Raw genomic sequence first — 23,262 nt, forward strand, 5'->3', positions numbered from 1 at the left:
TTGTCCAGCATCAGGCGGCACACCGCCGCCACCGCCGTCGTCGCGGCCCTGGCAGCCGGGCTCATACCCGCCCTGCCGGCCTCCGCCGCCGCCCCGCCCCCACCCCCGCCCTCCGACAAGGCGCTCGCCGCGCAGCCCGCCCGCCACGACCTCACCCGCGAGCAGTTCTACTTCGTGCTGCCCGACCGCTTCGCCAACGGCGACACCGCCAACGACCGCGGCGGACTCACCGGCAGCCGGCTCGAGACCGGGTTCGACCCCGCCGACAAGGGCTTCTACCAGGGCGGCGACCTCAAGGGGCTCACCAAGAAGCTCGACTACATCAAGGGCCTCGGCACCACCGCCATCTGGCTCGCGCCGATCTTCAAGAACCAGCCCGTCCAGGGCACCGGCAAGGACGCCTCCGCCGGCTACCACGGGTACTGGATCACCGACTTCACCCAGGTCGACCCGCACTTCGGCACCAACGCCGACCTGGAGAAGCTGATCGACCAGGCCCACGCCAAGGGCATGAAGGTCTTCTTCGACGTCATCACCAACCACACCGCCGACGTCGTCGACTACAAGGAACAGTCCTACAACTACCTCTCCAAGGGCGCCTTCCCCTACCTCACCAAGGACGGCGTCCCCTTCGACGACCGCACCGCCGACCCCTTCCCGGCCGTCGACAAGGACTCCTTCCCCCGCACCCCCGTCGTCGCCGCGGACAAGAAGAACCTCAAGGTCCCCTCCTGGCTCAACGACCCCACGATGTACCACAACCGGGGCGACTCGACCTTCGCCGGCGAGTCCTCCCAGTACGGCGACTTCGTCGGCCTGGACGACCTGTGGACCGAGCGTCCCGAGGTCGTCGAGGGCATGGAGAAGATCTACCAGCGCTGGGTGCGCGACTTCGACATCGACGGCTTCCGCATCGACACGGTCAAGCACGTCAACACCGAGTTCTGGACCCAGTGGGCCACCGCCCTCGACGAGTACGCCGCCCGCCGCGGACGCGACGACTTCTTCATGTTCGGCGAGGTGTACTCCGCCGACCCGGCGATCACCGCCCCGTACGTCACCGAGGGCCGCCTCGACGCCACCCTCGACTTCCCCTTCCAGGACGCGGCCCGCACCTTCGCCTCGCAGAGCGGCTCCGCCGACAAGCTGGCGAACCTCTTCGCGCAGGACTACCGCTACACCACGGACAAGGCCAACGCCTACGAGTCGGTGCCCTTCCTCGGCAACCACGACATGGGCCGCTTCGGCACGTTCCTCAAGCAGGACAACCCGAACGCAACCGACGCCGAACTCCTCCAGCGCTACCGGCTCGCCAACGAGCTGATGTTCCTCACCCGCGGCAACCCCGTCGTCTACTACGGCGACGAGCAGGGCTACACCGGCGCCGGTGGCGACAAGGACGCCCGCCAGACCCTGTTCGCGTCGAAGACCGCCGACTACCTGGACGACGACCAGCTCGGCACCGACCGCACCCACGCGGCCGACGCGTACGACACCTCGCACCCGCTCTACCGGCAGATCGCCGCCCTCGCGAAGCTCACCCGCGAGCACCCGGCGCTCCGCGACGGCGTCCAGCAGCAGCGGTACGCCGAGGGCTCCGTCTACGCCTTCTCCCGTACGGACGCGAAGACGAAGGCCGACTACCTCGTCGCCACCAACAGCGCCACCACCCCGAAGACGGTCACCGTGCCGGTCGACTCCGCCGACTTCCGTGTCCTGTACGGGGGTCAGGGCGCCGTCCACGCGGAGAACGGCAACGTCACCGTCACCGTCCCGGCCCTCTCCTCCCTGGTTCTGAAGGCCGACAAGGCCCTTCCGGCACCCGCCGCCACGCCGACGATCACCCTCAAGGCCCCCGAGGCCGGGGCCACCGGCACCGTCGAGATCTCCGCCGACGTCGACGGCGGACAGCTCAACCGCGTCGTCTTCGCCGCCCAGACCGGCAGCGGACCGTGGCAGGTCCTCGGCTCCGCCGACCACGCCCCGTACAAGGTCACCCAGAAGATCACCGCGCCCGCCGGCACCGCCCTGCGCTACAAGGCCGTCGTCGTCGACAGCGCCGGCCGCACCGCGAGCGCGACCGCCGCGAGCACCAGCGGCGCCCCGGCCGTCGAACAACCGCCGACCGCCACCCAGCGCGACTACGCGATCGTCCACTACAAGCGCACCGACGGCGACTACGCCGACTGGGGCCTCTACACCTGGGGCGACATCGCCGACGGCGAAGGCACCACCTGGCCCGCCGGAAAGCCCTTCACCGGCCGTGACGCGTACGGCGCCTTCGCCTACGTCAAGCTCAAGCCCGGCGCCTCCTCGGTCGGCTTCATCGCCGTGAACAAGGACGGCGTCAAGGACACCGACGCCGACCGCGCCATCGACCTCTCCCGTACCGGCGAGGTCTGGATCGAGCAGGGCAGGTCCGAGGTCCTGAACGCCGCGCCCGAGGGCGCGTACCCGCCGCAGGACACGACAAAGGCGGTGCTGCACTACAAGCGGGCCGACGGGAACTACGCGGGCTGGGGCCTGCACACCTGGACCGGCGCCGCGAACCCGACCGACTGGAGCAAGCCGCTGGAGCCGGTGCGCACCGACGCCTACGGAGCGGTCTACGAAGTACCGCTCGCGGCCGGCGCGACCTCGCTCAGCTACATCCTGCACAAGGGCGACGAGAAGGACCTGCCCTCCGACCAGTCCCTCGACCTCAAGGCCAACGGCCACGAGGTCTGGCTGCTCGCCGGCCAGGAGAAGTACCTGCTCCCGCAGCCCAAGGGCAGCGGCGCGGCGCTCGACCTCACCAAGGCACAGGCCGTCTGGATCGACGAGACCACCCTCGCCTGGAACGGCAGCGACGCCGCCGCCTCCAGCGTCCTCCTGTCCTCCCGCAACGGCTCGATCGCGGTCAAGGACGGGGCGCTCACCGGCGACCGCCAGGTGCTGCGCCTGAGCAGGACGCAGCTCACCGACGCGCAGAAGGCGGCCTTCCCGCACCTGAAGTCCTACGGAGCCTTCACGGTCGACCCGCGCGACCGCGACCGCGTCCGCGAGGCGCTCAAGGGCCAGCTCGTCGCCGCCCAGTACGCGGCGAACGGCGCCGTCCTGACCGCCACCGGCGTCCAGCTCGCCGGAGTGCTCGACGACCTCTACGCCACGAAGGCGACCGGGGCGTCCCTCGGCCCGGTCTTCCGTGACGGCCGGCCCACGCTGTCCCTCTGGGCGCCCACCGCCCAGTCCGTCGCCCTCGAACTCGGCGGCAAGACCGTGCCCATGCGCCGCGACGCCGCCTCCGGCGTCTGGTCCGTCACCGGCACGCGCGCGTGGACCGGAAAGCCGTACCGGTACGTGGTGAAGGTCTGGGCGCCCGCCGCCCGGGAGATCGTCACCAACAAGGTCACCGACCCCTACTCCACCGCCCTGACCACCGACTCTGCCCGCAGCCTGATCGTCGACCTCGCGGACCCGAAGCTCGCCCCCAAGGGGTGGAAGAGCCTGACGAAGCCCGCCGCCGTACCGCTGCGGGACGCCCAGATCCAGGAGCTGCACATCCGCGACTTCTCGATCGCGGACGCCACGGCCGCCCCGGAGCACAAGGGCACCTACCTCGCCTTCACCGACGCCGGCAGCAAGGGCTCGAAGCACCTGCGTGCACTGGCCGCCACCGGCACCTCCTACGTCCACCTCCTGCCCGCCTTCGACATCGGCACCATCCCGGAGAAGAAGTCCGAGCAGACCACCCCCGCCTGTGACCTGAAGGTCTTCGCCCCCGACTCCGAGGAGCAGCAGGCCTGCGTGGCCGCCGCCGCGGCCAAGGACGCCTACAACTGGGGCTACGACCCGCTGCACTACACGGTCCCCGAGGGCTCCTACGCCACCGACCCCGAGGGCACCCGCCGCACGGTCGAGTTCCGGCAGATGGTCCAGTCGCTCAACGGCGCCGGACTGCGCACGGTCATGGACGTGGTCTACAACCACACCGTGGCCTCCGGCCAGTCCGACAAGTCCGTCCTCGACAAGATCGTGCCCGGCTACTACCAGCGGCTCCAGGCCGACGGCTCCGTCGCCACCTCCACCTGCTGCGCCAACACCGCGCCCGAGAACGCCATGATGGGCAAGCTCGTCGTGGACTCGGTCGTCACCTGGGCCAAGCAGTACAAGGTCGACGGCTTCCGCTTCGACCTCATGGGCCACCACCCGAAGGAGAACATCCTCGCCGTCCGCAAGGCGCTCGACGCCCTGACCGTCGCCAAGGACGGCGTCGACGGAAAGGCGATCGTCCTCTACGGCGAGGGCTGGAACTTCGGCGAGATCGCCGACGACTCCCGCTTCGTCCAGGCCACCCAGAAGAACATGGCCGGTACCGGCATCGCGACCTTCTCCGACCGGGCCCGTGACGCCGTCCGCGGCGGCGGCCCCTTCGACGAGGACCCGGGCATCCAGGGCTTCGCCTCCGGCCTGTTCACCGACCCCAACTCCTCGACGGCCAACGGCACCCCGGAGCAGCAGAAAGCCCGCCTCCTGCACTACCAGGACCTGATCAAGGTCGGCCTCTCCGGCAACCTGGCGTCCTACTCCTTCACCGACACCTCCGGCCGTACGGTCAAGGGCTCCCAGGTCGACTACAACGGCGCCCCGGCCGGCTACGCCGCCGCCCCCGGCGACGCCCTCGCCTACGCCGACGCCCACGACAACGAGACCCTGTACGACGCGCTCGCCTTCAAGCTCCCGGCGGGCACCTCGGCCGCCGACCGGGCGCGCATGCAGGTCCTCGCCATGGCGACGGCCACGCTCTCCCAGGGCCCCGCGCTCTCCCAGGCGGGCTCGGACCTGCTGCGTTCCAAGTCCCTGGACCGCAACTCGTACGACAGCGGCGACTGGTTCAACGCGATCCACTGGGACTGCCGGGACGGCAACGGCTTCGGCCGCGGCCTGCCGCCGGCGGCCGACAACAAGGCCAAGTGGGGCTACGGAAAGCCGCTGCTCACCGGCCCGTCCCTGACGGTCGGCTGCGAGCAGATCGACGGCACCTCGGCCGCCTACCGGGACCTGCAGAAGATCCGTACGACCGAGTCCGTCTTCTCCCTCGCCACCGCCGGGCAGGTCCAGGACGCCCTGTCCTTCCCGCTCTCCGGCACGGAGGAGACCCCCGGCGTGATCACCATGCGCCTCGGGGACCTGGTCGTGGTCTTCAACGCCACCCCGGAGCGCCAGGACCAGCGGGTCACCGCCCTGTCCGGCAAGGGCTACGCCCTGCACCCGGTCCAGGCGTCGGGCTCGGACACCACCGTCAAGTCCGCCTCCTACGAGGCCGGTTCGGGCACCTTCACGGTCCCGGCCCGCACGGTGGCCGTGTTCAAGGCCGGGTGAGGATCTTCTCCAGCAGGATCACCCCGTAACGCGTGCCGTCGGCGGCGAGCTTTCCCGGCTCGTCGCCGACTGCCGTATAGCCCGCGGCCTCGTAGTACGTCCGCAGCCGCGGATTGCTCGACACGCAGTCCAGCCGCGCCACCGCCCGGCCCCCGGCCGCTATCCGGCCCTCCGCGTGCGCGAGGACCGTGCGGCCGGACCCGGCGGGGGCGGCCTCCCGGTCGGTCATCAGCCGGTGGACATAGCCGGCGACCGGGGGCTGCGGCCCCCACGCCTGTTCGTCCTCCCACCACAGCTCGTACGCCCCGACGGCCCGGCCCCCGTGGGACGCCAGCCACACCTCGCCCGTCGAGATCCGCGCCCGGAAGTGCTCCGCGGTCTTGTCGCCCGGCTTCCACTGGTCGATCCCGTTACGCACCATCCAGTGCGCCGCCCCGTCGAACAACCTCACCAGAAGGTCGAGGTCGTGGTCGTCCGCCTGCCGGAAGGTCACTTGTGCGCTCATGACGATCACCGTAAAGGTGTGGCCAGACATCCGTACAACCAGGAGTGCCCCCCATGCCGCAGATCACCGTGGACTACTCCGCGCCCCTCGACCGGCGCGGCTTCGCGCTCGCGCTGCACCCGATCGTCGTGGAGACGGTCGACACGCGGCTTGACGCCTGCAAGACCCGCTTCCGCGAGGTCGAGGAGCTGGTCGTCGCGGACGGTTCCACGCACGACGCCGTCGTCCACGTCGAGATCGCCCTGCTGCCCGGCCGTACGGACGAGGTCAAGGCGCGGCTCTCCGAGGCCGTGCTCGACCTGCTTCCGCACCACCTCAAGGAGAAGGAGGGCGTACGGCTCTCCGCCGAGGTGCGCGACCTGGAGCCGTCCTACCGCAAGGTCTGATCACGAAGGTCTGATCAGGACGGTCGCTGGGCGGGCACGCGCGGCGTGAGGGCCATGAGCCGGCCCACCAGGTCGCCGAACGGCCCGTCGGCCGGCTCGTCGGCCAGGATCCGGACCAGGATGTCCGCCATCTCCTCGTCGTACGCCGCGCTCACCGCTGACAGGGCCGCGAAGTCGTGCACGAGCTGCAACTCCAGCTCCGCGCGCGGCACGCGGCGCCCGTCCAGCCAGATCAGCGCCGTCGACTCGGCGAGCGACACCCAGGAACGGACGACCAGTTCGAGCCGGGCGGAGGGGGTCTCCACCTCCAGGTGGGCCAGGATCTGCTCGTACGCGGCCTGCCGCACCTCGTCGATCATCGCGTTGGTGGTGGACGAACCCACCGCCGGCCCGCCGCGCATCAGCGCCGCGAAACCCGGCCCGTGATCGTCCACGAAGTCGAAGAACCGGCCCATCACCCGAAGCAGCCGCGCGCCCAGCGGGCCCTGCGGCGGCTCCAGGAAGCGGGCGGCCAGCTCGTCGGCCGCCCGGCGCAGCGCCGCCTCGTACAGGCTCTGCTTGCCGGGGAAGTAGTGGTAGACCAGCGGCCGCGAGATCCCCGCGGCCGCGGCGATCTCGTCGATGGAGACCTCGTCGGGAGAGCGGTGGCTGAACAGCTCGAGAGCCACTCCGATCAGCTGCTGCTTGCGCTCCTCGACGCCCATCCTGCGGCGCACCCCGGTCGTCATGCGAACAGCCTAACCGCCGTCCGTTACGCTCCCACGACATGAGCACCTCCGGTTTGAGCCCGAAGCAGGCCCGCCAACTGCGGATCGCGGCAGCGTCCGTCCTGCTGGTCGCCATGGCGGCGGTCCTGGTGATCCGGCTCGCGAGCCGTACGTCCGTGCTGGTCGTCGGCGTGTACGGGCTGGCCATGATCCTCTGCGGCGTCGTGATCGAGCTCTCCCGCAACGGCCGTACCCGCCTGGGCACCTGGCTCCTGGTGGGCGGTCTCGCCGCCGCCCTCGCCTTCGACTGGCTGATCCTTCCGTAAGGGCTTCCAGGTCGCCGTGCGGAGCGAGTGCCCCAGGGGCGAGCAGCCGTGGAATGGGGGTCCTCGACATGCCCTTCGCCGCTCGGTCCTAGAGGTCCAGGACCAGCCGCTCTCCCGCGCATCGCGAGACGCAGATCAGCATCGAGTCGCCGCGTTCCGCGTCCGTGAGCAGCTCGTCCCGGTGGTCGATCTCGCCCTCCAGGACCCGCTGTTGGCAGGTCCCGCAGAAGCCTTGCTCGCAGGAGTACGAGACACCGGGCACCTCGGCACGGACCGCGGCGAGCACCGATTCGTCCGCCGCCACCGTCACCGTACGGCCGGAGCGGCGCAGTTCGACCTCGAAGGCGCCGCCACCGGCCGGGGCGGCGGGGGAGAAGCGCTCCAGATGCGGAGTGCGGCCCTCGGGCATCGCGGCGGTCACGGCGTCCATCAGCCCGTCGGGCCCGCAGCAGTAGACGGCGGTGTCGGCCGGCAGCTCCGCGAGGAAGCCGAGCTCCGGAAGCCCGGACTCGTCCTCGGTGACGACGCTCGCGCGGTCGCCCGCGAGCTTCCCGATCCCGTCGAGGTACGGCATGGTCGCGCGGCTGCGCCCGCAGTACAGCAGCCGCCAGTCGGCGCCGGCCGCCTCCGCCGCGCGCAGCATCGGCAGCACGGGGGTGATGCCGATGCCGCCGGCGACGAAGACGTAGGCGGGGGCGTCGACGAGGGGGAAGCGGTTGCGCGGCCCGCGGATCTCGATCTCCGTGCCCTCGTGGAGCTGTTCGTGCACCTCGCGCGAGCCGCCCCGGCCGCCCTGCTCCCGCTCGATCAGCCGGGTCGCCACCGTGTACGTGTCGGTGTCGGCCGGATCCCCGCACAGGGAGTACTGGCGCACCAGACCGGACGGCAGCACCAGGTCGACATGGGCGCCGGGCTGCCAGGCGGGCAGGCCCGTCCCTTCGAGCCGTAGCTGGATCACGCCCTCGGCGGGCTCGGTGCGCCCGGTGACGAGGACCCTCCGGGTCACGGTGGCGAGCCGGCCGCGGCCCGATACCGGCTCGTCGAGGGCGGGCATGGGCCACAGCGGGGCGGCGGTGATCCGGCGGCGCATGGCGCGCTTGGCGAGGACCGCGGCCCCGGCGACCAGGACGACGGTACGCAGACGGGGCATGGTCAGCGACCTCCGTTGGCGCCGGGGGAGTCGGCCAGATACGCGACAGCCTGGGCGGTGTTCCCCTCCTGGGAGGGGTGGTAGGCGCGGCTGAGGTAGCGGGGGATGGCGCGCAGCAGGTCGGGCGTGGACGGCAGGACGCCCTCGCGGCCCTTGCGGACGAGCTGCCCGACCGAGGCCTTGCCGTCGATGAGGGTGGGGTCGTTCTCCATGAAGAAGCGGGTGCCGCGCTGCCAGAGGAAGACCAGCGCGGTGAAGGCGGTGGCCCAGGTGCGGGCGCGCCGCCGGTAACCGCCGTCGAGGTGCATGAACAGCTCGAAGGCGACGGAGCGGTGCTCCACCTCCTCCGCGCCGTGCCAGCGCAGCAGGTCCAGCATCGTCGGGTCGGCGCCCCTGCGGTCGAGCTCCTCGGCGTTGAGGACCCAGTTGCCGAGGAAGGCGGTGTAGTGCTCGATGGCGGCGATGAGCGCGACCCGCTCCATCAGCCACCAGCGGCGCGGCCTGCCGGGCGGCAGGGTCCGGTCGCCGAGCAGCTTCTCGAAGAACCAGTCGACCTGCGCGGTGTACGGAGTGGGATCGAGGCCGAGCTTCTTGAGGTGCGGGAGCACGTCGTCGTGCGCCTGGGAGTGGACGGCCTCCTGGCCGATGAAGCCGATGACGTCCGCACGCAGCCGGTCGTCGGTGATGAACGGGAGCACCTGCTTGTAGACGTGGACGAACCAGCGTTCGCCTGCCGGGAGCAGCAGGTGCAGCACATTGATGGTGTGAGTGGTGAACGGGTCGCCGGGAACCCAGTGGAGCGGGGTCTTCTCCCAGTCGAAGGAGACCTTGCGGGCCTTGAGTTCGATGTGCTCCGACGCCACCGGTGCAGGCTGCGTATTAGACATGGCGTCAATGTACTGAGGAGTAAGCAGTTGGCAACAGACTCGTGCACACGGTTTCTCACGGCGTCCACGCCGTCCACGCCGTCCACGGCGTCCACGGCACCTGCGGCGGCTAGCGCAGCGCGCCCACCCTCGTCCCGTTCTCCAGCGTGCCGTGGAGGTCCGCCCGGGCACCCGCCTTCGCCTTCACCGCGAGCAGACGTCCCTCCGCCTCGCCCTCCACCCCGCCCGTGGTGCGCAGGGACGCGAACTCCTCGCTGCCGGCGGCCAGGACGTACCACTGGCCGCCCTTCGCCTGCCAGAGCACCCCGGCGAGGACCCGCGGCTCGCGCACCCCGCACGCCGGGGACTCCTCGGCCTTCGCCACGACGGCCGCGGCCGCCCCCGCCCCAGCCCCCGGCGCCGGGACCTGGAACTGGGCGAGCACCCGGCTGCCCGTGCCCCGCCAGGTCTCCGCCCGCGTGCACAGCCAGGCCGCCCGGCCCCCGCCCTCAGGCAGCCGCTGCTCGGCGAACGCCCAGGCGTTCACCGACCGCACCCCGTGCGAGCGGACCGTCGCCAACTGGCAGGCCGTCCGCGCCCACACCGCCCGCGCCGCCGCCCCCGTCGCGTCCACCGCGGCCGCGGTCGGCGTCGGAGGCCCCGAGGTCAGCCGGGCCGGCGTCAGCTCGCCCAGATCGGTCAGCAGCCGGACCCCCGTCTCGTCCCGCACCTGGAGCGTGTTCCACACCGTGCAGCCCCGCGCCTGCGCCGGGCTGAGCATCGCACTCGTCACCCCGTCCGCGTCCCGCGCCAGCACCCAGGGCTCCTTGGCCGGCGCCAACAGGTCCCGTACCGCCGTCTCCCGTACCCAAGGGGCCGTCAGATAGCGGACGTTGGCCGTGGTGCGCGAGAGGACCAGCGCCGCCGAGCCGACCGCGTCCGCCCCGTCCGTCCGGGCGAAGTCCAGGGCCGCCCCGCTCGCCGCCCCCGCCGGCTCCGCGTACCGCACCGCCCGCAGCCCGTCGTGGAACAGCACCACCCGCCAGCCGTCGATCTCCCCCGCGTACAGCAGCTGCGGCGATCCCATCGGCGGCCCGACCGGCGTCCCGGGCGTCGCCGAGGCCTGCACCGAACCGCCGGGCCGCGCCCACACCGCGAGCGCCCGCCGCAGCAGCTCCCGGTCCTGCGCCAGACCGCCCCGCGTCGGCCACACCGAGAAGTCCGTACGCGCCGAGCGCTGCCAGAGGCCCGCCGGGACCCGCCGCAGCTTCCCCGGATCGAGCGCCGCCTCGGCCGCCGGATTGCGCGCGTACGAGGGCGCCGCAGCACCGTTTCGCCCCCAGCCGTCCCCGGGCAGCCCGAGCAGCGTCCCGCACACCACCACGGCCGCCGCCGCCGCGAGCGCGGCCTTGCCGTGCTGACGGCGGCGCATCAGATCCGTCGGCCGGGCCTGGAGCGAGCACGGGTCGAACTCGGGCGAGTCGAGCAGGGCGTAGAGCGCCTCCACCCCGTCCGCCTCCGCGAGGGCCCCCTCCGCCTCCGCCTCCGGCACCCCCGCCGCCACGAGCACCCGCAGCACCTCCGGGTCCCCCTGCCGCTCCAGGCCCCGCAGCACGTACGCCGCGCGCGCCGGCCCGGACAGGGCGGAGAGCCGCTGGTCCAGGGCCAGTTCGTCGGCGCCGCCCGCGCGCGGGAAGACCCGCAGCCCCCACACCTGCGGCAGCAGCGGCGGGAACTGCGCCCGCCGCGGCAGCGCCCGGCGCCTCAGCGGCAGACCCGCGATCAGCGCCTGCCGCAGGACCACGCCTCGTACGTACGCATAGCCCGGGTCGACGGCGTCCTCGGAGCGGCGCGAGCCCGGGAGGCCCGCGGCGGACGTCCGGCGCCGCGGCAGCGAGCGCTGGACCAGCGCGTGCGCCGTCAGCACCCGCCGGTTGCGCCCCAGCGAGGGCGGCAGGACGAGATACGCGATCCGGACCAGCCGCGGATAGTGCTCGACGAGCGCGGCCTCGGCCTGCTCGACATCGACGGGGCCGAGGGGGGAGGGGGCGAGATCCTGGGTGCTCACATTCAGCAGAACGAGCGAATCATCCGATGGTCACCCCGGGCGCGGCCCGCTCCGGCGGCCCTCGCGCGTCAGGCCTCGCGCGTCAGGCCTCGTACACCGTGAGCCGCTCCCGGATCACGTCCGTCACCTCGTCGGGGACCCCCAGCCCCTCCCGTACGTACTTCTCCATCGAACCGTGCCGCACCGTCACCTCGTCGAGCGCCGCGGTCAGATACTCCGGTACGACCCCGATCAGCGCGAGCGCCAGCTCCGGATCGCCGCCCTGCGCCGTGAACCCCTCGATCATCGGCGCGAAGGCCTGCCGCACCGCCCCGTTGACCGACAGGAACTCCGTCATGATCGTCTCGTCGTCCGCGCCCAGCAGCGACAGCACGATCGTCGCCGCCCAGCCCGTGCGGTCCTTCCCCGCCGTGCAGTGGAAGAGCAGCGGGCCCGTGCGCGGATCGCCCAGCTCGGTGAGGAAGGCCCGGTAGGCGAGGCGGGCGGAATCGGTCGACACGAAGGCCCGGTAGGTCCGGGCGAAGACCTCGTGCGCCCGGCCCCCGCCGAGCACCTGCTCGGCCAGCACCGGGTTGGCGAGCAGGGCCTTCAGCCGGGCGGCCGGCGGCAGGCCGCTGTTGGCCAGATAGTCGGCGAGCACGTCCGCGACGAGCAGCCGCCCGCCGGGCGGGAGGTGGTCGGGCCGCTCTGCGCGCTCGCTCTCGGTGCGGAAGTCGACGACGGTACGGATGCCGAGCGCGGACACCACGGGGTCGGCGGGATCGAGGCGGTCGAGCTGGGCCGAGCGGAAGAGCCGGCCCGAACGGACACTGCGCCCCTCGCCGAGGGGCAGGGTGCCGAGATCACGGAGGTTGGCGACGGTGGCGGCGGGGATGGCGGGCATGGCGTCGACTCCTCCATATCGATACGTATCGCCCAAACCGTAACCGATCGGATTCCGGTACCACCGGCGCGACCGGGCGGGCAGGATGGGCGGATGCTGATGCGTACGCGACGAACGGCGGCGGTGGCGGTTCTCCTGGTGCTGACGGGGTGCGCGTCGGCGCCCGAGGAGGCGACCGGCACGCTGGAGCAGATCGCGGAGCGCGCAGGCTGCGCCCCCGACCTCCAGACGGACGCGGCCGAGCTGCGCCAGGCGAAGTGCGCGACGGGCGACGGGACGTACGTCCTGACCACTTTCGCGACCGACCGCGGGCAGCGTGAATGGCTCAACCAGGCCAAGGACTACGGCGGTTCGTATCTCGTCGGCCGCAAGTGGACCGTGTCCGCCGACGCGGGGACGGTGAAGCAGGTACGCGAACGGCTCGGCGGTCAGATAGAGACCACCGAGCCGCACGGGTCGCATCCCTCGGGACAGACCGACGAGGGACATGGTGAGGGGCACACCGCGGGACACACCGCGGGACACACCGCGGGACAGCACTAGGTGCAGCGGCGCCCCTCGTTGATGCAGCTCACCATCCGGCGCATCAGCCGCTCGTCGAAGACGTTGATGAAATCGCCGTGGTCGGTGATCGGCTTGTGCAGCTGCTCCGGGAACGAGTCCACGGCGAAACCGGGGCCCGGAGGCATGTCGTAGACGATCCGCTGCACGAGCTGCGGAATGGCACGGAAGCCGTTTCCGCACCGCCCGTTGACCGGGTCGGCGAAGGCCACATGGGTGCGATGGTTGGCACTGTCGGTGTTCTGGCCGTCCCAGCAGCTCTGGAACCGGAACGTCCGCACCACCTTGCTGCCCTCGGGACAGATCGGGTACTTGTCCTTCAGCTGACGGTCCTCGAAGCCGGTGCAGGACCACGAGGCGTTGGCGTTGGCGTCGCCGTTGGTGAACGCCTTGGCGTCACCGGTGATGATCCGCAGGAAGCGCGGCATCGCGGTGACCTTGGAGACGGGATTGCCGACGAAGTTCAGCGTGACCTGCGCGGGTGTCTGGATCTCGCCGACGTTCTTGTCCTTCCCGCCGCCGTCGGCCCGGGCGTCCTCCTCCGCCTGCCCGTTCTGGAGCCGCAGCACGGGCCAGTAGTAGGTCGACCGGTCGCCCTGGTTACGGCAGCTGGTCCGGCCCCTGGCCAGGTCGTCGTCCCCGGCGAAGGCGTCGTTGGCCTGGTTCCCGACGTAGTCGTGCATATGGTGGGCGCCGTTGCTCACGCCCGGGGCGACGATGACGTTGTCCGGATTGAACTTGCCGTTCCGGTTGCGTCCGCAGTCGGTGGTGAAGGTGCCGCGCGAGGCGCCGGAGCGCTGCCGGGGCTTCTTCACGTTCGGCTCCACGGAGCGGATGTCGACGAAGTCGGAGGCCTCGGGCCCGTTGCCGGCCTGCCCCTGCCCCTGGCCTTGGCCCTCGCCCTGCTCGTCTCCGCCGTCTCCGTCTCCGTCCCCGTTCCCGCCCTGCGGATCTCCGTCGTCGTCGGCGCGCAGCGTGCAGGGTGCGAGTTTCTCCAGGTCCTTGGGGGCCTCTCCCTCCCGGTCGATGAGGGCCACGATCCGCTGCAGGATGACCAGCCGCTCGTTCTCCAACGGAGCGAGGATCTGCTGCTCGGCGAAGGCCGGATCGCTCTCCACCCGCTCCTTGTTGTCGGCGAAGCGCTGGTACGCGACGGTGATCTGGCTGTCCAGCGTGGCCAGTTCCCGGTCCACCGCACCCCGTACGGACTCCGGAATCTCGGGCAGCTCGTCGATGACCTCGGGACAGTCGATCGTCGAGACCGCGTTCTGCCGGCCGGGGGGCGGATCGCCCCAGCCCTCACCGGCCGAGGCGTAGACATTGGCGGCGATCAGGCCGCCCCCGCCCAGAATCAGGGCGACGGAGGCGGCCACCGCTCGTTTCGCGCGTGTCGAACGTTTTCGTGTGCGTCGCATGGGCCTTCATACGGAAGAAAGGCCCCACGCGTTCAACCGAACCGATGCGTACGTCAGTCCGACAGAAGGGCCGCCTCCCGTTCCGGGGCGAGACCCAGTGACGGCCGGTCCGGGCGCTGCGGCGCCACCCCGCCGATCGACCGCAGCCAGGCCCAGGTGTCCGCGACCGTCTCCGCCGCCGGGCGGCAGCGGAGCCCCGCCGCGAGCGCCTTGGAGACATCGGCGGTGTGCATCGCGTCGTACAGCTCGCCCGGCGGAATCCAGACCGGCAGATCGGACCACGGCTCGACCCCGGCCGCGAGGAGCCTCTCCGGGTCGGTCCAGCGCAGCTCGGCGTCCGAACCGGTCGCCCGCACGCAGGCGTCGAGCAGCTCGCCCATGGTGGTGTGCCCGGGCGGCGAGACCAGGTTGTACGGCCCCGAGAGCCCGGCCTCGGCCGCGTCGAGCGTCCACTCGGCCAGATCGCGGACGTCGATGTACTGCAGCGGCAGCGCGCGCGGGCCGGGCGCGAGGACCGGGCCGCCGCGGGCGATGCGCCCCAGCCACCAGGGGAGGCGGCCCACGTTCTCGTACGGCCCGATGATCAGCCCCGCGCGGGCCAGCAGGGTCCGCCCGGAGCCGAACGCCTCGACGGCCGCGAGCTCCCCGCCCCGCTTGGCCGGCGCGTACGGCACCTCGCCGGCGTCCTGCGAACCCTCGACCAGCGGCCCGTCCTCGCCAAGACCGGCGGCGGGCGGCCAGGCGTACACGGACCGGCTCGACACATAGACGAAGCGTTCCACCCGGTCCGCGAGGAGCCGGGCCGCGTCCCGCACGGCCGAGGGCGCGCCCGACCAGGTGTCGAGGACCAGGTCCCAGGTCGATCCGGCGGAGGCGAGGGCGGCGAGTCCGTCCGGGGCCGTACGGTCGCCGAGAAGCGAAAACGTTCCGGCAGGAGGCTCGTGACGGCCGCGGTGGAAGACCGTCACCTCCCACCCGCGGGCGAGCGCCGCCTCGGCCACGGCGCGCCCCACGAACTCCGTCCCGCCCAAGATCAGAAGTCTCATGCCACGACTCTGCACCGCGGACCCGCCGACCGCCCACTGCTTCCGCTCAGGGATGAACGCGGGAGGCGGTCTCCCGCGCCGGCGGGCGGGATGTCACGATGTCCGGACCATGACGGATTCCCGGTCGCCGATACGCGCCCTGCGAGCCGCCCTTTTCGCGGCGGTGTGCGTGACATTGGCAGCCGTGGGGCATTCGTTCATGTCTGCGCACGACCTCCCCGCGGGTTCTCTGGCCCTCGCCTTCGCCGTCACGGGTGGCCTTGCGTGGCTGGCCGGTGGCCGTCGGCGGGGCGCGTACGCGATCTCCGGAGGCCTGGCCGCCGTCCAGACGGTCCTGCACCTGATCTTCTCGGCGGGCGGGTCGTCACACGAGGCCATGGACCACGCCGCGATGGACCACACGGCCGCGGCCCACTCCTCCACCGGCATGCTCGCCGCCCACCTCCTCGCCGCCCTGCTCTGCGGCCTCTGGCTGGCCCGTGGCGAGGCCGCCCTCTTCGCGCTCGCCCGGACCGTCGGGACGCTCGCCTTCACCCCGCTGCGGCTGTTCCTCACCGTCGTCCGCGTCCCCGAACTCCCGCACCCCGCACGCCCGCGCCGCCCGCACATCCGCCGGCTGCACGGCGTCGTCCTCGCGCACACCCTCTCCCGGCGCGGCCCGCCCCGGCTGTCCGTACCCCGCGCCACGGCCCTCGGAGCACACGTCTGACCCGGGGGTCGCCTCCCCTGTCGACACCGACTCCCAGGACAGCCATGACCATTGACGATCCCGCGCGCCCGGACACCGCGGCAGCGCCCACCACACCCGAGAACCCGACCGAGACCGAAAGCGACAGCACAACCGCAGCCGGGACCGGCACCGGGACCTGGAGCGCGCTGCGCCCCCTCGTCCTGCGCCTGCACTTCTACGCCGGCATCCTCATCGCCCCCTTCCTGCTGATCGCCGCCACCAGCGGACTGCTCTACGCGCTCTCCTTCCAGGCAGAGAAGGTCCTGTACGCGCACGAGCTCGAAGTCCCGGTCGGTGACAAGGTCCTGCCGCTCTCGCAGCAGGTCCACGCCGCGAAGAAGGTGAACCCCGACGGCACCGTCACCGCCGTCTGGCCCTCCGCAGAGGACGGCGCCACCACCCGCGTCCTCATGGCCGACCCCGACGTCGAGGAGGGCACGTCCCTCGCCGTCTTCGTCGACCCGTACACCGCCGAGGTACGCGGACAGCTGCCCAGCTACGGCAGCTCCGGCGCGCTTCCGCTGCGCACCTGGATCGACGAGCTCCACCGCGACCTGCACCTGGGCGACCTCGGCCGCAACTACAGCGAGCTGGCCGCCAGCTGGCTGTGGGTGATCGCACTCGGCGGCCTGCTGCTGTGGCTCGGCCGCCGCAGGAAGAACCGCCGCGCCCTGTTCGTACCGGAGCGCGGCCCCCGGTCCCGCCGCCGCACGCTCTCCTGGCACGGCTCGGTCGGCCTGTGGGCCGTGACCGGACTCGTCCTGCTCTCCGCGACCGGCCTGACCTGGTCGCGGTACGCCGGCGAGAACATCGACCTGGTCCGCGAACAGCTCGGCGGCGCCACCCCGTCCGTCTCCGCGACGCTCGAAGGCGCGGCCGCCGGCGGCTCCTCGGGCCACGAGGGCCACGGCAGCGGCCACCAGGCCCAGGCCCCCGTCGCGAACGGCCCGGACGTCGGCATCGACCGGGTGGTCGAGGCGGCCCGCGCGAAGGGCATCGAGGGGAGGACGTCCGTCGTCCTGCCCTCCGAGGGCAAGGGTTACGTCGTCAAGGAGACCGACACCCAGTTCCCGGTGCACCTGGACTCGGTGGCGGTGAACCCGGCCGACGGCACGGTCATGGACGAACTGCGCTTCGCCGACTACCCGGTGCTCGCCCAGCTGACCCGGTTCGGCATCGACGCCCACACGGGTGTCTTCCTGGGCCTCTTCAACCAGCTGGCGCTCGCCGCGCTCGCCCTCTGCCTCATCCTGCTGATCGTCTGGGGCTACCGGATGTGGTGGCTGCGCCGCCCCGGCCGCCCGGTCGCGCGCGGGGTCTGGCGCAAGGTCCCGCCGACGATGCTGCTGCCGCTGCTCGCGGGAACCGCCCTCGTGGGCTGGTTCGTCCCGCTGCTGGGCCTCAGCCTGCTGGCGTTCCTGGTCGTCGACCTCGCCCTCGGCCTGGTCGCCCGGGTCCGGGCGAGGTCGCACGCGGCCTGATCAGGGCGTGTACTTGTAGCCGACCCGCCGCACGGTCTCGATCGTGCGGCGGTGCTCGGCGCCCAGCTTGCGGCGCAGCCGCGCCACATGGACGTCGACGGTCCGCCCGTCGCCCACATGCCCGTACCCGTACCCCCATACCGTCGTGACCAACTGGTCGCGGGTGTGCACCCGGTGGGGATGGGCGACGAGATGGGCCAGAAGCTCGAACTCCAGATACGTCAGGTCCAGCGCCTCCCCGTCCACGAAGGCCAGCCGCCGCGCACCGTCGATCGTCACGGGACCCTGCGCAGCAGCAGCAGCACCAGCAGCAGCAGCCGCCGCCGACTGCTGGTCGGCCGGCACCAGGACCAGATACCCGACCATCGGCGGCCGCCCGGGCAGCGTGGGCAGTGCGTGCGGGGGCGCGGGCACCAGAGTGGCGCCGGGCGGCAGGAAGTCCACGACCTCGCAGAGGTCGGCGAGCTCATGAGGGTCGACGGCACGAAGTCGGTGACGGCCGGGGTGGACGGCCGTGAGGGAAGCGCTCGGGGTGTGGGCCATGGAAAGTCAGCTCTCTCGCGCGAAGAAACGGACGGAACGGACAGAACGTCGTACGTACGTCGTTGCGCGTCGGCCGAAGGCCGGGGGACCGGAGGACCCGGGGACCTGGGGACCGTACCGATCGGGGCTTTAGAGGGCCGACGCGTTCCTCGCGCGGCAACACACCCGGTCGAAGTCGTCGTGCTGACGGGACGGCCAGAACGGCTCGAGGTCGAGGCGACCCCTCGCACTGTCGTTCTGCATCCCGGCCATCCCCCCATTGAACCAGAAGACAAGCCCGCGGAGCAGCCCTCCCCGACCCAACGCCGAAGGGGCGCCCACCGGTTCCGGCGGGCGCCCCTTCGGCGTGACGAGCGGGCGGATCAGACCTGGCCGGCCTTCTCCAGCGCCTCGCAGCAGGTGTCGACCAGCAGACGCGTCACCACGTACGGGTCCACGTTCGCGTTCGGGCGGCGGTCCTCGATGTAGCCCTTCTGGTCCTGCTCGACCTGCCACGGGATACGGACCGAGGCGCCGCGGTCGGAGACACCGTAGGAGTACTTGTCCCACGGGGCGGTCTCGTGCAGACCCGTCAGACGGTCGTCGATGCCCGCGCCGTAGTTCTTCACGTGGTCGAGCGGCTTGGAACCCTCGCCCAGGGACTCGCACGCGGTGATGATCGCGTCGTAGCCCTCGCGCATCGCCTTCGTGGAGAAGTTGGTGTGCGCGCCCGCGCCGTTCCAGTCGCCCTTCACCGGCTTCGGGTCCAGCGTCGCCGAGACCTTGAAGTCCTCGGCCGTGCGGTAGAGCAGCCAACGGGCCACCCACAGCTGGTCCGCGACGTCCAGCGGCGCCAGCGGGCCGACCTGGAACTCCCACTGGCCCGGCATGACCTCGGCGTTGATGCCGGAGATGCCCAGACCCGCCTTCAGGCAGTTCTCCAGGTGCGCCTCGACGACGTCACGGCCGAAGATCTCGTCGGCGCCGACACCGCAGTAGTAGCCACCCTGCGGGGCCGGGAAGCCGCCGACCGGGAAGCCGAGCGGGCGCTCGCCGTCGAAGAAGGTGTACTCCTGCTCGATGCCGAAGATCGGCTCCTGCGCGGCGTACTTCGCGTAGACCTCGGCCAGCGCGGCACGCGTGTTGGACTCGTGCGGCGTCATGTCCGTGTTGAGGACCTCGCACATCACCAGCAGGTCGTCGCCGCCGCGGATCGGGTCCGGGCAGACGAAGACGGGCTTGAGGACACGGTCCGAGGCGTGGCCCTTGGCCTGGTTCGTGCTGGATCCGTCGAAGCCCCAGATCGGCAGCTCCTCCAGGGTGGCGCCCGTGCCCGGCAGTATCTTCGTCTTCGAACGAAGCTTCGCGGTCGGCTCGGTGCCGTCGATCCAGATGTACTCAGCCTTGAAGGTCACGGGCCTCATCCTTTGGCGTGCTGCTGCGGGGAGCGTGCTGCGGCTCGCGACGCTGCGAGAGCTGCGGTGTCTGTGTCTGCGCGCAGCTTGGCAACACCGGATTTCCCGTCCGTTGCCCGTTTGTGAACCCCGTGTTACTCAGCTTTCCTGTGTTTCGCGCAGACGCTGTGCGATCACATGGGCGTTCAGCAGCGAACCGAAGCCGGCGGCGGTGACACGCCGCACCACCTCGGCGTACGTCGTCCCGAGCGCTTCCGCCGTCTGCTCCAGGTGCCAGTCGCAGTCCGCGAGACGGCGCAGGAGATGGCCCCGCCTGATCTGGTTCTCGGAGAGCCGGAAGGTCTTCAGATAGAGCGTGCGCCCCTTGTGGTCGGCGATCAGCTCACCGATGTGCTGTTCCTCACCGCCCCGGTGGAACGGTGGGAGGAACCGGTACAGATCATAGGAATCCATCCGGTACACCCGCTCGAAGGCGTACGAGGTGTCCAGCAGATCCCGCGCCATCAGGCCGTCGTGCGCCTCGGCCCACGCGCGCTCCTGCGCGCGGGCCGCCGCCCGCAGATCCGCGAGGGTGCGCACGGAGCCGGCCTCGTCCCGGATCCGCGCCGTGAACTCCGGCACCGGGGCGCCGTAGAAGGCGTACTGGTGGACCAGCTCCCCGTACAGGTCCTCGATCAGCGTGGGGTGAAGCACGCGGTAGTCCCGCGGGTGCGGGACGACGAAGGCCGCGGCCAGGGCGTCGGCGACGTACAGCATCAGCCCGCACTGCCCCGGGTGGATCTCGAAGACCCGCAAGGCCTCCGAGAGCCCCGGCACACTCCACCCCGCGTACGCCGCCTCGGCGCGCGGCGACAGCCCCTGGCGTACCGCCTGCTGGGACCACTCGTCCCAGACCACGGACGGGCCGCCGAAGTGGAGCGCCAGATAGCCCTCCAGGGCGAGATGGAGGGGAAGGAAACGGAGCCTCTTCTCGCCGTTCCGCCGCTTGGCGAGACGGTGATGGCGGCGTACGGGGACGGCGCGCGGCTCGCCGTCCCCGAGCCGGGTGCCGTACGCGGCGCCTTCCGCTCCCTTGCCCGACCAGTCGGCGACGAAGCCGTGCGGGATGTACGAGGTGTACGTCGTACGGTCCCCGAGGTCGACCGAGCCGGCGTTCCCGTACACCTCACGGTGGAGGCGCAGCCCCTCCACCGGCTCGGGTCGGACGAGCGGGACCAACCGGACACCACCCCACACCTGTGCGGGCCGGACCTCCAGACCGGTCAGATCGATCCGGGTCATCGGGACGCCCCCTTCAGGAACAGCTCCACCCTCCGGTCCAGATACGCCCGGAGCTGCGCCAGCCCCGTGCGCCCCTCCGCGAACTGAGCGATCTCCACCAGCGCCGCCAGGTCCTCCGCGTCCCTGATCCCGGCCGTGGGCACGCTCGGCGCGAGCCGGCGCACATCGAATCCGGCGGCGTCGTATACGGGGTTCACATGGACCGCGCTCGTCCGCCGCTCCGGGTCGAGCCGCGTCCGCCACACGCGCAGCACCTCGCCCGCGAGCCCCGGCGGCGCGTTGTCCCAGCCGTCCGAGACGATCACCAGCCGGTCGGGGGCGGCCGGGCCCTCCAGGGCGTCGAGGATCCGCGTACCGAGCGGGGTCGGCCCCCACGGCCGCACGAGAAGGGGATCGGCGCCGCCCGAGGTCCAGTGCGCCGCGTACGCCCCCGGCGCGGCCAGGGCCTCCAGAAGGAAGTGGCAGCCCAGGGCGACCGCGAGCGGACGACGCCGCTTCACGGCCGATCCCGAGGCGGAGTAGCTGTCGTCGAGGACCGCCGCGACCCTGCCCCAGGTCCCCGCGTACGGCCCCGCGACCCGGCCCGCGGCCGCCCGCAGCGCACCCGTCAGCTCGGCGCGGCGCGCCACCCGCTCCCCGAAGGGGAGGGAGAGCACGTAGAGCGCGAGCCGGGTCAGCGGCATGACGGTCAGATCGCTCGCCCGCTCCGTACGCAGCCGCTCCAGACGCGTCATCCGCGGCGCGATCCGCTCCAGGAAGCGCTCGCGCGGTATGCCGTGCCGGGCCGCGAAGCCCTCGGCGACGGTGAACGGCAGCTCGTACAGCGCCCCCTGTTCGTAGCGCGCACGGCGGTACGCGTCCAGGTAGGGGTGTTCGTAGCGGACCCGGCGGCCCGGCGTGAAGAGGAAGTCCCCGCACTCGGGGTCGGCGAAGCGCTGGTGGACGTGGCGGGCGGCGGCCTTGAGCCCGGGCCGGTACTTCACGGCGTCGAGCGCGAGCCCTTCGCGCTCCGCGCGGGCGGCCAGCCAGTCACGGATGATCGCGCGCGTGCGGCGGTTGTTGACCCTGGCGGCGCGCAGGGCGCGGAAGAGACGGTAGACCCGCTGCGGCGGCATCAGCGCGAGCCGGGCGGCGATCAGCCGGCCCTCCCGCTCCCCGGCCTCCTTGGGGGTGCGCAGCAGCTGCTCGACGATCAGGGCCGCGTTGTGGTCGTTGATGTCGAGCGCGAGCGCGGCGGCGTACACCGGCCGGTAGTTGACCCGGACGTACTCGTGGAGGAAGGCGAGGGAGAGCCGCTGCTCACCGGCGGAGGAGCGGAACTCGCGCTGCCCGGTGGCGGTGACGGCCGCGTTGACGAAGAGCAGGACGTCCTCGGCGGCGATGAGGTCGGAGTGCGTCTCCGTCATGGTTCCCCTCGCAGTGACATGGGTGCCGGCCGGGGAATGGGGGAGCGAACAGCGAAAACGTTGCGGTAGAGGCAGGTCCCGGAAGTCGCACCGGAGTCCCGCGACCGGCGGACGAAAAGTACCACCAGGGTCCGCAAGCACCGGGAGCCTGGGCCTGGCAAGGGCGGCGGCCGCCCCGGTGTCGGAGGCGCCCGGCACACTGGGGGCATGACCACGCACCCAGGCGCGAAGCCCCGCATCGGACTCCTCGGCACCGGCCCCTGGGCCGTGCGGACCCACGCCCCCGCCCTCGCCGCGCACGAGGGCGTCGAGTTCGCCGGGGTGTGGGGCAGGCGCCCCGAGGCCGCCGCCGAGCTCGCCGGCGCCTGCGGCACGAGCGCCTACGACGACGTCGACGCGCTCTTCGAGGCGTGCGACGCCGTCGCCTTCGCCCTGCCCCCGGACATCCAGGCCCCGCTCGCGGTGCGGGCGGCCGCCGCCGGCTGCCACCTGCTCCTGGACAAGCCGGTGGCCACGACCGTCGAGGCGGCCCGGGAGGTGGCCGAGGCGGCCGAGCGGGCCGGCGTTGCGTCCGTCGTCTTCTGCACGCTGCGCTTCGCGGAGCCGACCGCACGCTGGATCGACGAACAGGCCGCGGCGGGCGGATGGTTCCTCGGGGAGGCGCACTGGCTGGGCTCGCTGTTCGCGCCCGGCTCGACGAGCGCGTACGCGGCCTCGCCGTGGCGGCGCGACAAGGGCGGCCTGTGGGACGTCGGCCCGCACGTGCTCTCCGTGTATCTCCCGCTCCTCGGCGATGTCACCGAGATGACGGCCGTACGGGGCCCGGCGGACACCCACCACCTGGTTCTGCGGCACGCCTCGGGCGCGAGCAGCACGGCGACCCTGACCCTCGGCGCCCCGCCGGAGGCGGCGGAGGCCGCGCTCACGCTGTACGGCGAGCGGGGACGCGCGGCGATGCCGGGGTGGGACGGCGCGGTGGGAGCGTTCGGCGGGGCGGTGGACGCGCTCGTCGAGGCGGCGCGGACAGGGGTGCCGCACGCGTGCGACGCCCGGTTCGGGCTGCGGCTCACGGAGATCCTGACCTGGGCGGAGACTCAGGCGGCGGGCCCCGCGCCCCACGGGACCCGCCGCCTGACGGCCTGACGGCCGGCCG

19 protein-coding genes are annotated in these 23,262 nt (G+C 72.2%); 7 read left to right on the forward strand and 12 right to left on the reverse strand.

All coding sequences use genetic code 11. The annotated features are described in order from the left end of the window. Complete coding sequence (pulA, locus tag FDM97_RS08540) at positions 1–5,361, forward strand: pullulanase-type alpha-1,6-glucosidase (protein ID WP_432816201.1); 5,361 nt, start codon at positions 1–3, stop codon at positions 5,359–5,361. On the opposite strand, the gene FDM97_RS08545 is transcribed toward pulA, so the two are convergent. Further along, positions 5,348–5,866, reverse strand: coding sequence for a GNAT family N-acetyltransferase (locus FDM97_RS08545; protein ID WP_175439065.1), 519 nt, complete (start codon positions 5,864–5,866; stop codon positions 5,348–5,350). The two genes, pulA and FDM97_RS08545, sit on opposite strands and share 14 nt — an antisense overlap. A gap of 53 nt (positions 5,867–5,919) precedes the next feature. Here FDM97_RS08545 and FDM97_RS08550 point away from each other — a divergent pair, with 53 nt between their 5' ends. Continuing rightward, positions 5,920–6,252 (forward strand): 5-carboxymethyl-2-hydroxymuconate Delta-isomerase, encoded by a 333-nt coding sequence (locus tag FDM97_RS08550; protein ID WP_137989682.1) that lies wholly within the window; start codon positions 5,920–5,922, stop codon positions 6,250–6,252. Positions 6,253–6,266: 14 nt separating this feature from the next. On the opposite strand, the gene FDM97_RS08555 is transcribed toward FDM97_RS08550, so the two are convergent. Beyond that, positions 6,267–6,980, reverse strand: coding sequence for a TetR/AcrR family transcriptional regulator (locus tag FDM97_RS08555; protein WP_137989685.1), 714 nt, complete (start codon positions 6,978–6,980; stop codon positions 6,267–6,269). 38 nt (positions 6,981–7,018) lie between these two features. Between FDM97_RS08555 and FDM97_RS08560 the strand changes: the two genes are divergently transcribed. Beyond that, positions 7,019–7,285, forward strand: coding sequence for a hypothetical protein (locus tag FDM97_RS08560; protein WP_137989687.1), 267 nt, complete (start codon positions 7,019–7,021; stop codon positions 7,283–7,285). 88 nt (positions 7,286–7,373) lie between these two features. Here FDM97_RS08560 and FDM97_RS08565 read toward each other — a convergent pair whose 3' ends face one another. From FDM97_RS08565 to FDM97_RS08580, 4 genes are all read right to left on the reverse strand, one after another. Beyond that, positions 7,374–8,441 (reverse strand): PDR/VanB family oxidoreductase, encoded by a 1,068-nt coding sequence (locus FDM97_RS08565; RefSeq protein WP_137994729.1) that lies wholly within the window; start codon positions 8,439–8,441, stop codon positions 7,374–7,376. Beyond that, positions 8,438–9,322, reverse strand: coding sequence for a metal-dependent hydrolase (locus FDM97_RS08570; RefSeq protein ID WP_137989690.1), 885 nt, complete (start codon positions 9,320–9,322; stop codon positions 8,438–8,440). Before FDM97_RS08570 ends, FDM97_RS08565 begins: the two co-directional genes overlap by 4 nt. 109 nt (positions 9,323–9,431) lie before the next feature. Beyond that, positions 9,432–11,369, reverse strand: a complete 1,938-nt coding sequence (locus FDM97_RS35715; protein ID WP_432816202.1) for a hypothetical protein — start codon at positions 11,367–11,369, stop codon at positions 9,432–9,434. Between the two features lie 82 nt (positions 11,370–11,451). Beyond that, complete coding sequence (locus FDM97_RS08580; protein WP_137989693.1) at positions 11,452–12,252, reverse strand: tyrosine-protein phosphatase; 801 nt, start codon at positions 12,250–12,252, stop codon at positions 11,452–11,454. Between the two features lie 99 nt (positions 12,253–12,351). On the opposite strand from FDM97_RS08580, the gene FDM97_RS08585 reads away from it, so the two are divergent. Beyond that, entirely contained in the window at positions 12,352–12,795 is a 444-nt protein-coding gene (locus FDM97_RS08585; protein ID WP_175439066.1) for a hypothetical protein, read from the forward strand. Here the strand turns inward: FDM97_RS08585 and FDM97_RS08590 are convergent. Further along, a complete protein-coding gene (locus FDM97_RS08590; protein ID WP_137989696.1) occupies positions 12,792–14,228 on the reverse strand; it encodes a DUF1996 domain-containing protein in 1,437 nt (478 codons plus the stop codon). The genes FDM97_RS08585 and FDM97_RS08590 overlap by 4 nt on opposite strands. Positions 14,229–14,281: 53 nt before the next feature. Beyond that, positions 14,282–15,274: an NAD-dependent epimerase/dehydratase family protein gene (locus FDM97_RS08595; RefSeq protein ID WP_175439067.1), complete on the reverse strand. Its 993-nt coding sequence runs from the start codon at positions 15,272–15,274 to the stop codon at positions 14,282–14,284. Positions 15,275–15,473: 199 nt separating this feature from the next. Between FDM97_RS08595 and FDM97_RS08600 the strand changes: the two genes are divergently transcribed. After that, positions 15,474–15,983, forward strand: a complete 510-nt coding sequence (locus tag FDM97_RS08600) for a hypothetical protein (protein WP_254705536.1) — start codon at positions 15,474–15,476, stop codon at positions 15,981–15,983. Between the two features lie 44 nt (positions 15,984–16,027). Next, complete coding sequence (locus FDM97_RS08605; RefSeq protein WP_137989701.1) at positions 16,028–17,485, forward strand: PepSY-associated TM helix domain-containing protein; 1,458 nt, start codon at positions 16,028–16,030, stop codon at positions 17,483–17,485. Here the strand turns inward: FDM97_RS08605 and FDM97_RS08610 are convergent, their stop codons facing one another. The 4 genes from FDM97_RS08610 to FDM97_RS08625 all read right to left on the reverse strand — a co-directional run bounded on the left by FDM97_RS08610 (position 17,486) and on the right by FDM97_RS08625 (position 22,109). Further along, positions 17,486–18,028: a winged helix-turn-helix domain-containing protein gene (locus tag FDM97_RS08610; protein ID WP_137989704.1), complete on the reverse strand. Its 543-nt coding sequence runs from the start codon at positions 18,026–18,028 to the stop codon at positions 17,486–17,488. A 362-nt stretch (positions 18,029–18,390) separates the two neighbouring features. After that, entirely contained in the window at positions 18,391–19,422 is a 1,032-nt protein-coding gene (glnII, locus tag FDM97_RS08615) for a glutamine synthetase (protein ID WP_137989707.1), read from the reverse strand. A gap of 138 nt (positions 19,423–19,560) precedes the next feature. Beyond that, on the reverse strand, positions 19,561–20,703 hold the full coding sequence (locus FDM97_RS08620; RefSeq protein WP_137989709.1) for an ARPP-2 domain-containing protein: 1,143 nt from the start codon (positions 20,701–20,703) through the stop codon (positions 19,561–19,563). Further along, positions 20,700–22,109 carry a hypothetical protein gene (locus FDM97_RS08625; RefSeq protein ID WP_137989712.1) on the reverse strand — a complete coding sequence of 470 codons (1,410 nt, stop codon included), beginning with the start codon at positions 22,107–22,109 and terminating at the stop codon, positions 20,700–20,702. Before FDM97_RS08625 ends, FDM97_RS08620 begins: the two co-directional genes overlap by 4 nt. A 207-nt stretch (positions 22,110–22,316) precedes the next feature. On the opposite strand from FDM97_RS08625, the gene FDM97_RS08630 reads away from it, so the two are divergent. Then, positions 22,317–23,252 carry a Gfo/Idh/MocA family protein gene (locus FDM97_RS08630; protein WP_137989714.1) on the forward strand — a complete coding sequence of 312 codons (936 nt, stop codon included), beginning with the start codon at positions 22,317–22,319 and terminating at the stop codon, positions 23,250–23,252. The last annotated feature ends 10 nt before the right edge of the window (positions 23,253–23,262 follow it).

The organism is Streptomyces vilmorinianum (assembly GCF_005517195.1).
Classification (GTDB): Bacteria; Actinomycetota; Actinomycetes; order Streptomycetales; family Streptomycetaceae; genus Streptomyces; species Streptomyces vilmorinianum.

Coding starts and splice junctions, on each gene's coding strand:
- FDM97_RS08545 (WP_175439065.1), bottom strand. CDS start 5,866: ATGAGCGCACAAGTGACCTTCCGGCAGGCGGACGACCACGACCTCGAC.
- FDM97_RS08550 (WP_137989682.1), top strand. CDS start 5,920: ATGCCGCAGATCACCGTGGACTACTCCGCGCCCCTCGACCGGCGCGGC.
- FDM97_RS08555 (WP_137989685.1), bottom strand. CDS start 6,980: ATGACGACCGGGGTGCGCCGCAGGATGGGCGTCGAGGAGCGCAAGCAG.
- FDM97_RS08560 (WP_137989687.1), top strand. CDS start 7,019: ATGAGCACCTCCGGTTTGAGCCCGAAGCAGGCCCGCCAACTGCGGATC.
- FDM97_RS08570 (WP_137989690.1), bottom strand. CDS start 9,322: ATGTCTAATACGCAGCCTGCACCGGTGGCGTCGGAGCACATCGAACTC.
- FDM97_RS08580 (WP_137989693.1), bottom strand. CDS start 12,252: ATGCCCGCCATCCCCGCCGCCACCGTCGCCAACCTCCGTGATCTCGGC.
- FDM97_RS08585 (WP_175439066.1), top strand. CDS start 12,352: ATGCGTACGCGACGAACGGCGGCGGTGGCGGTTCTCCTGGTGCTGACG.
- FDM97_RS08590 (WP_137989696.1), bottom strand. CDS start 14,228: ATGCGACGCACACGAAAACGTTCGACACGCGCGAAACGAGCGGTGGCC.
- FDM97_RS08595 (WP_175439067.1), bottom strand. CDS start 15,274: ATGAGACTTCTGATCTTGGGCGGGACGGAGTTCGTGGGGCGCGCCGTG.
- FDM97_RS08600 (WP_254705536.1), top strand. CDS start 15,474: ATGTCTGCGCACGACCTCCCCGCGGGTTCTCTGGCCCTCGCCTTCGCC.
- FDM97_RS08605 (WP_137989701.1), top strand. CDS start 16,028: ATGACCATTGACGATCCCGCGCGCCCGGACACCGCGGCAGCGCCCACC.
- FDM97_RS08610 (WP_137989704.1), bottom strand. CDS start 18,028: ATGGCCCACACCCCGAGCGCTTCCCTCACGGCCGTCCACCCCGGCCGT.
- FDM97_RS08620 (WP_137989709.1), bottom strand. CDS start 20,703: ATGACCCGGATCGATCTGACCGGTCTGGAGGTCCGGCCCGCACAGGTG.
- FDM97_RS08625 (WP_137989712.1), bottom strand. CDS start 22,109: ATGACGGAGACGCACTCCGACCTCATCGCCGCCGAGGACGTCCTGCTC.
- FDM97_RS08630 (WP_137989714.1), top strand. CDS start 22,317: ATGACCACGCACCCAGGCGCGAAGCCCCGCATCGGACTCCTCGGCACC.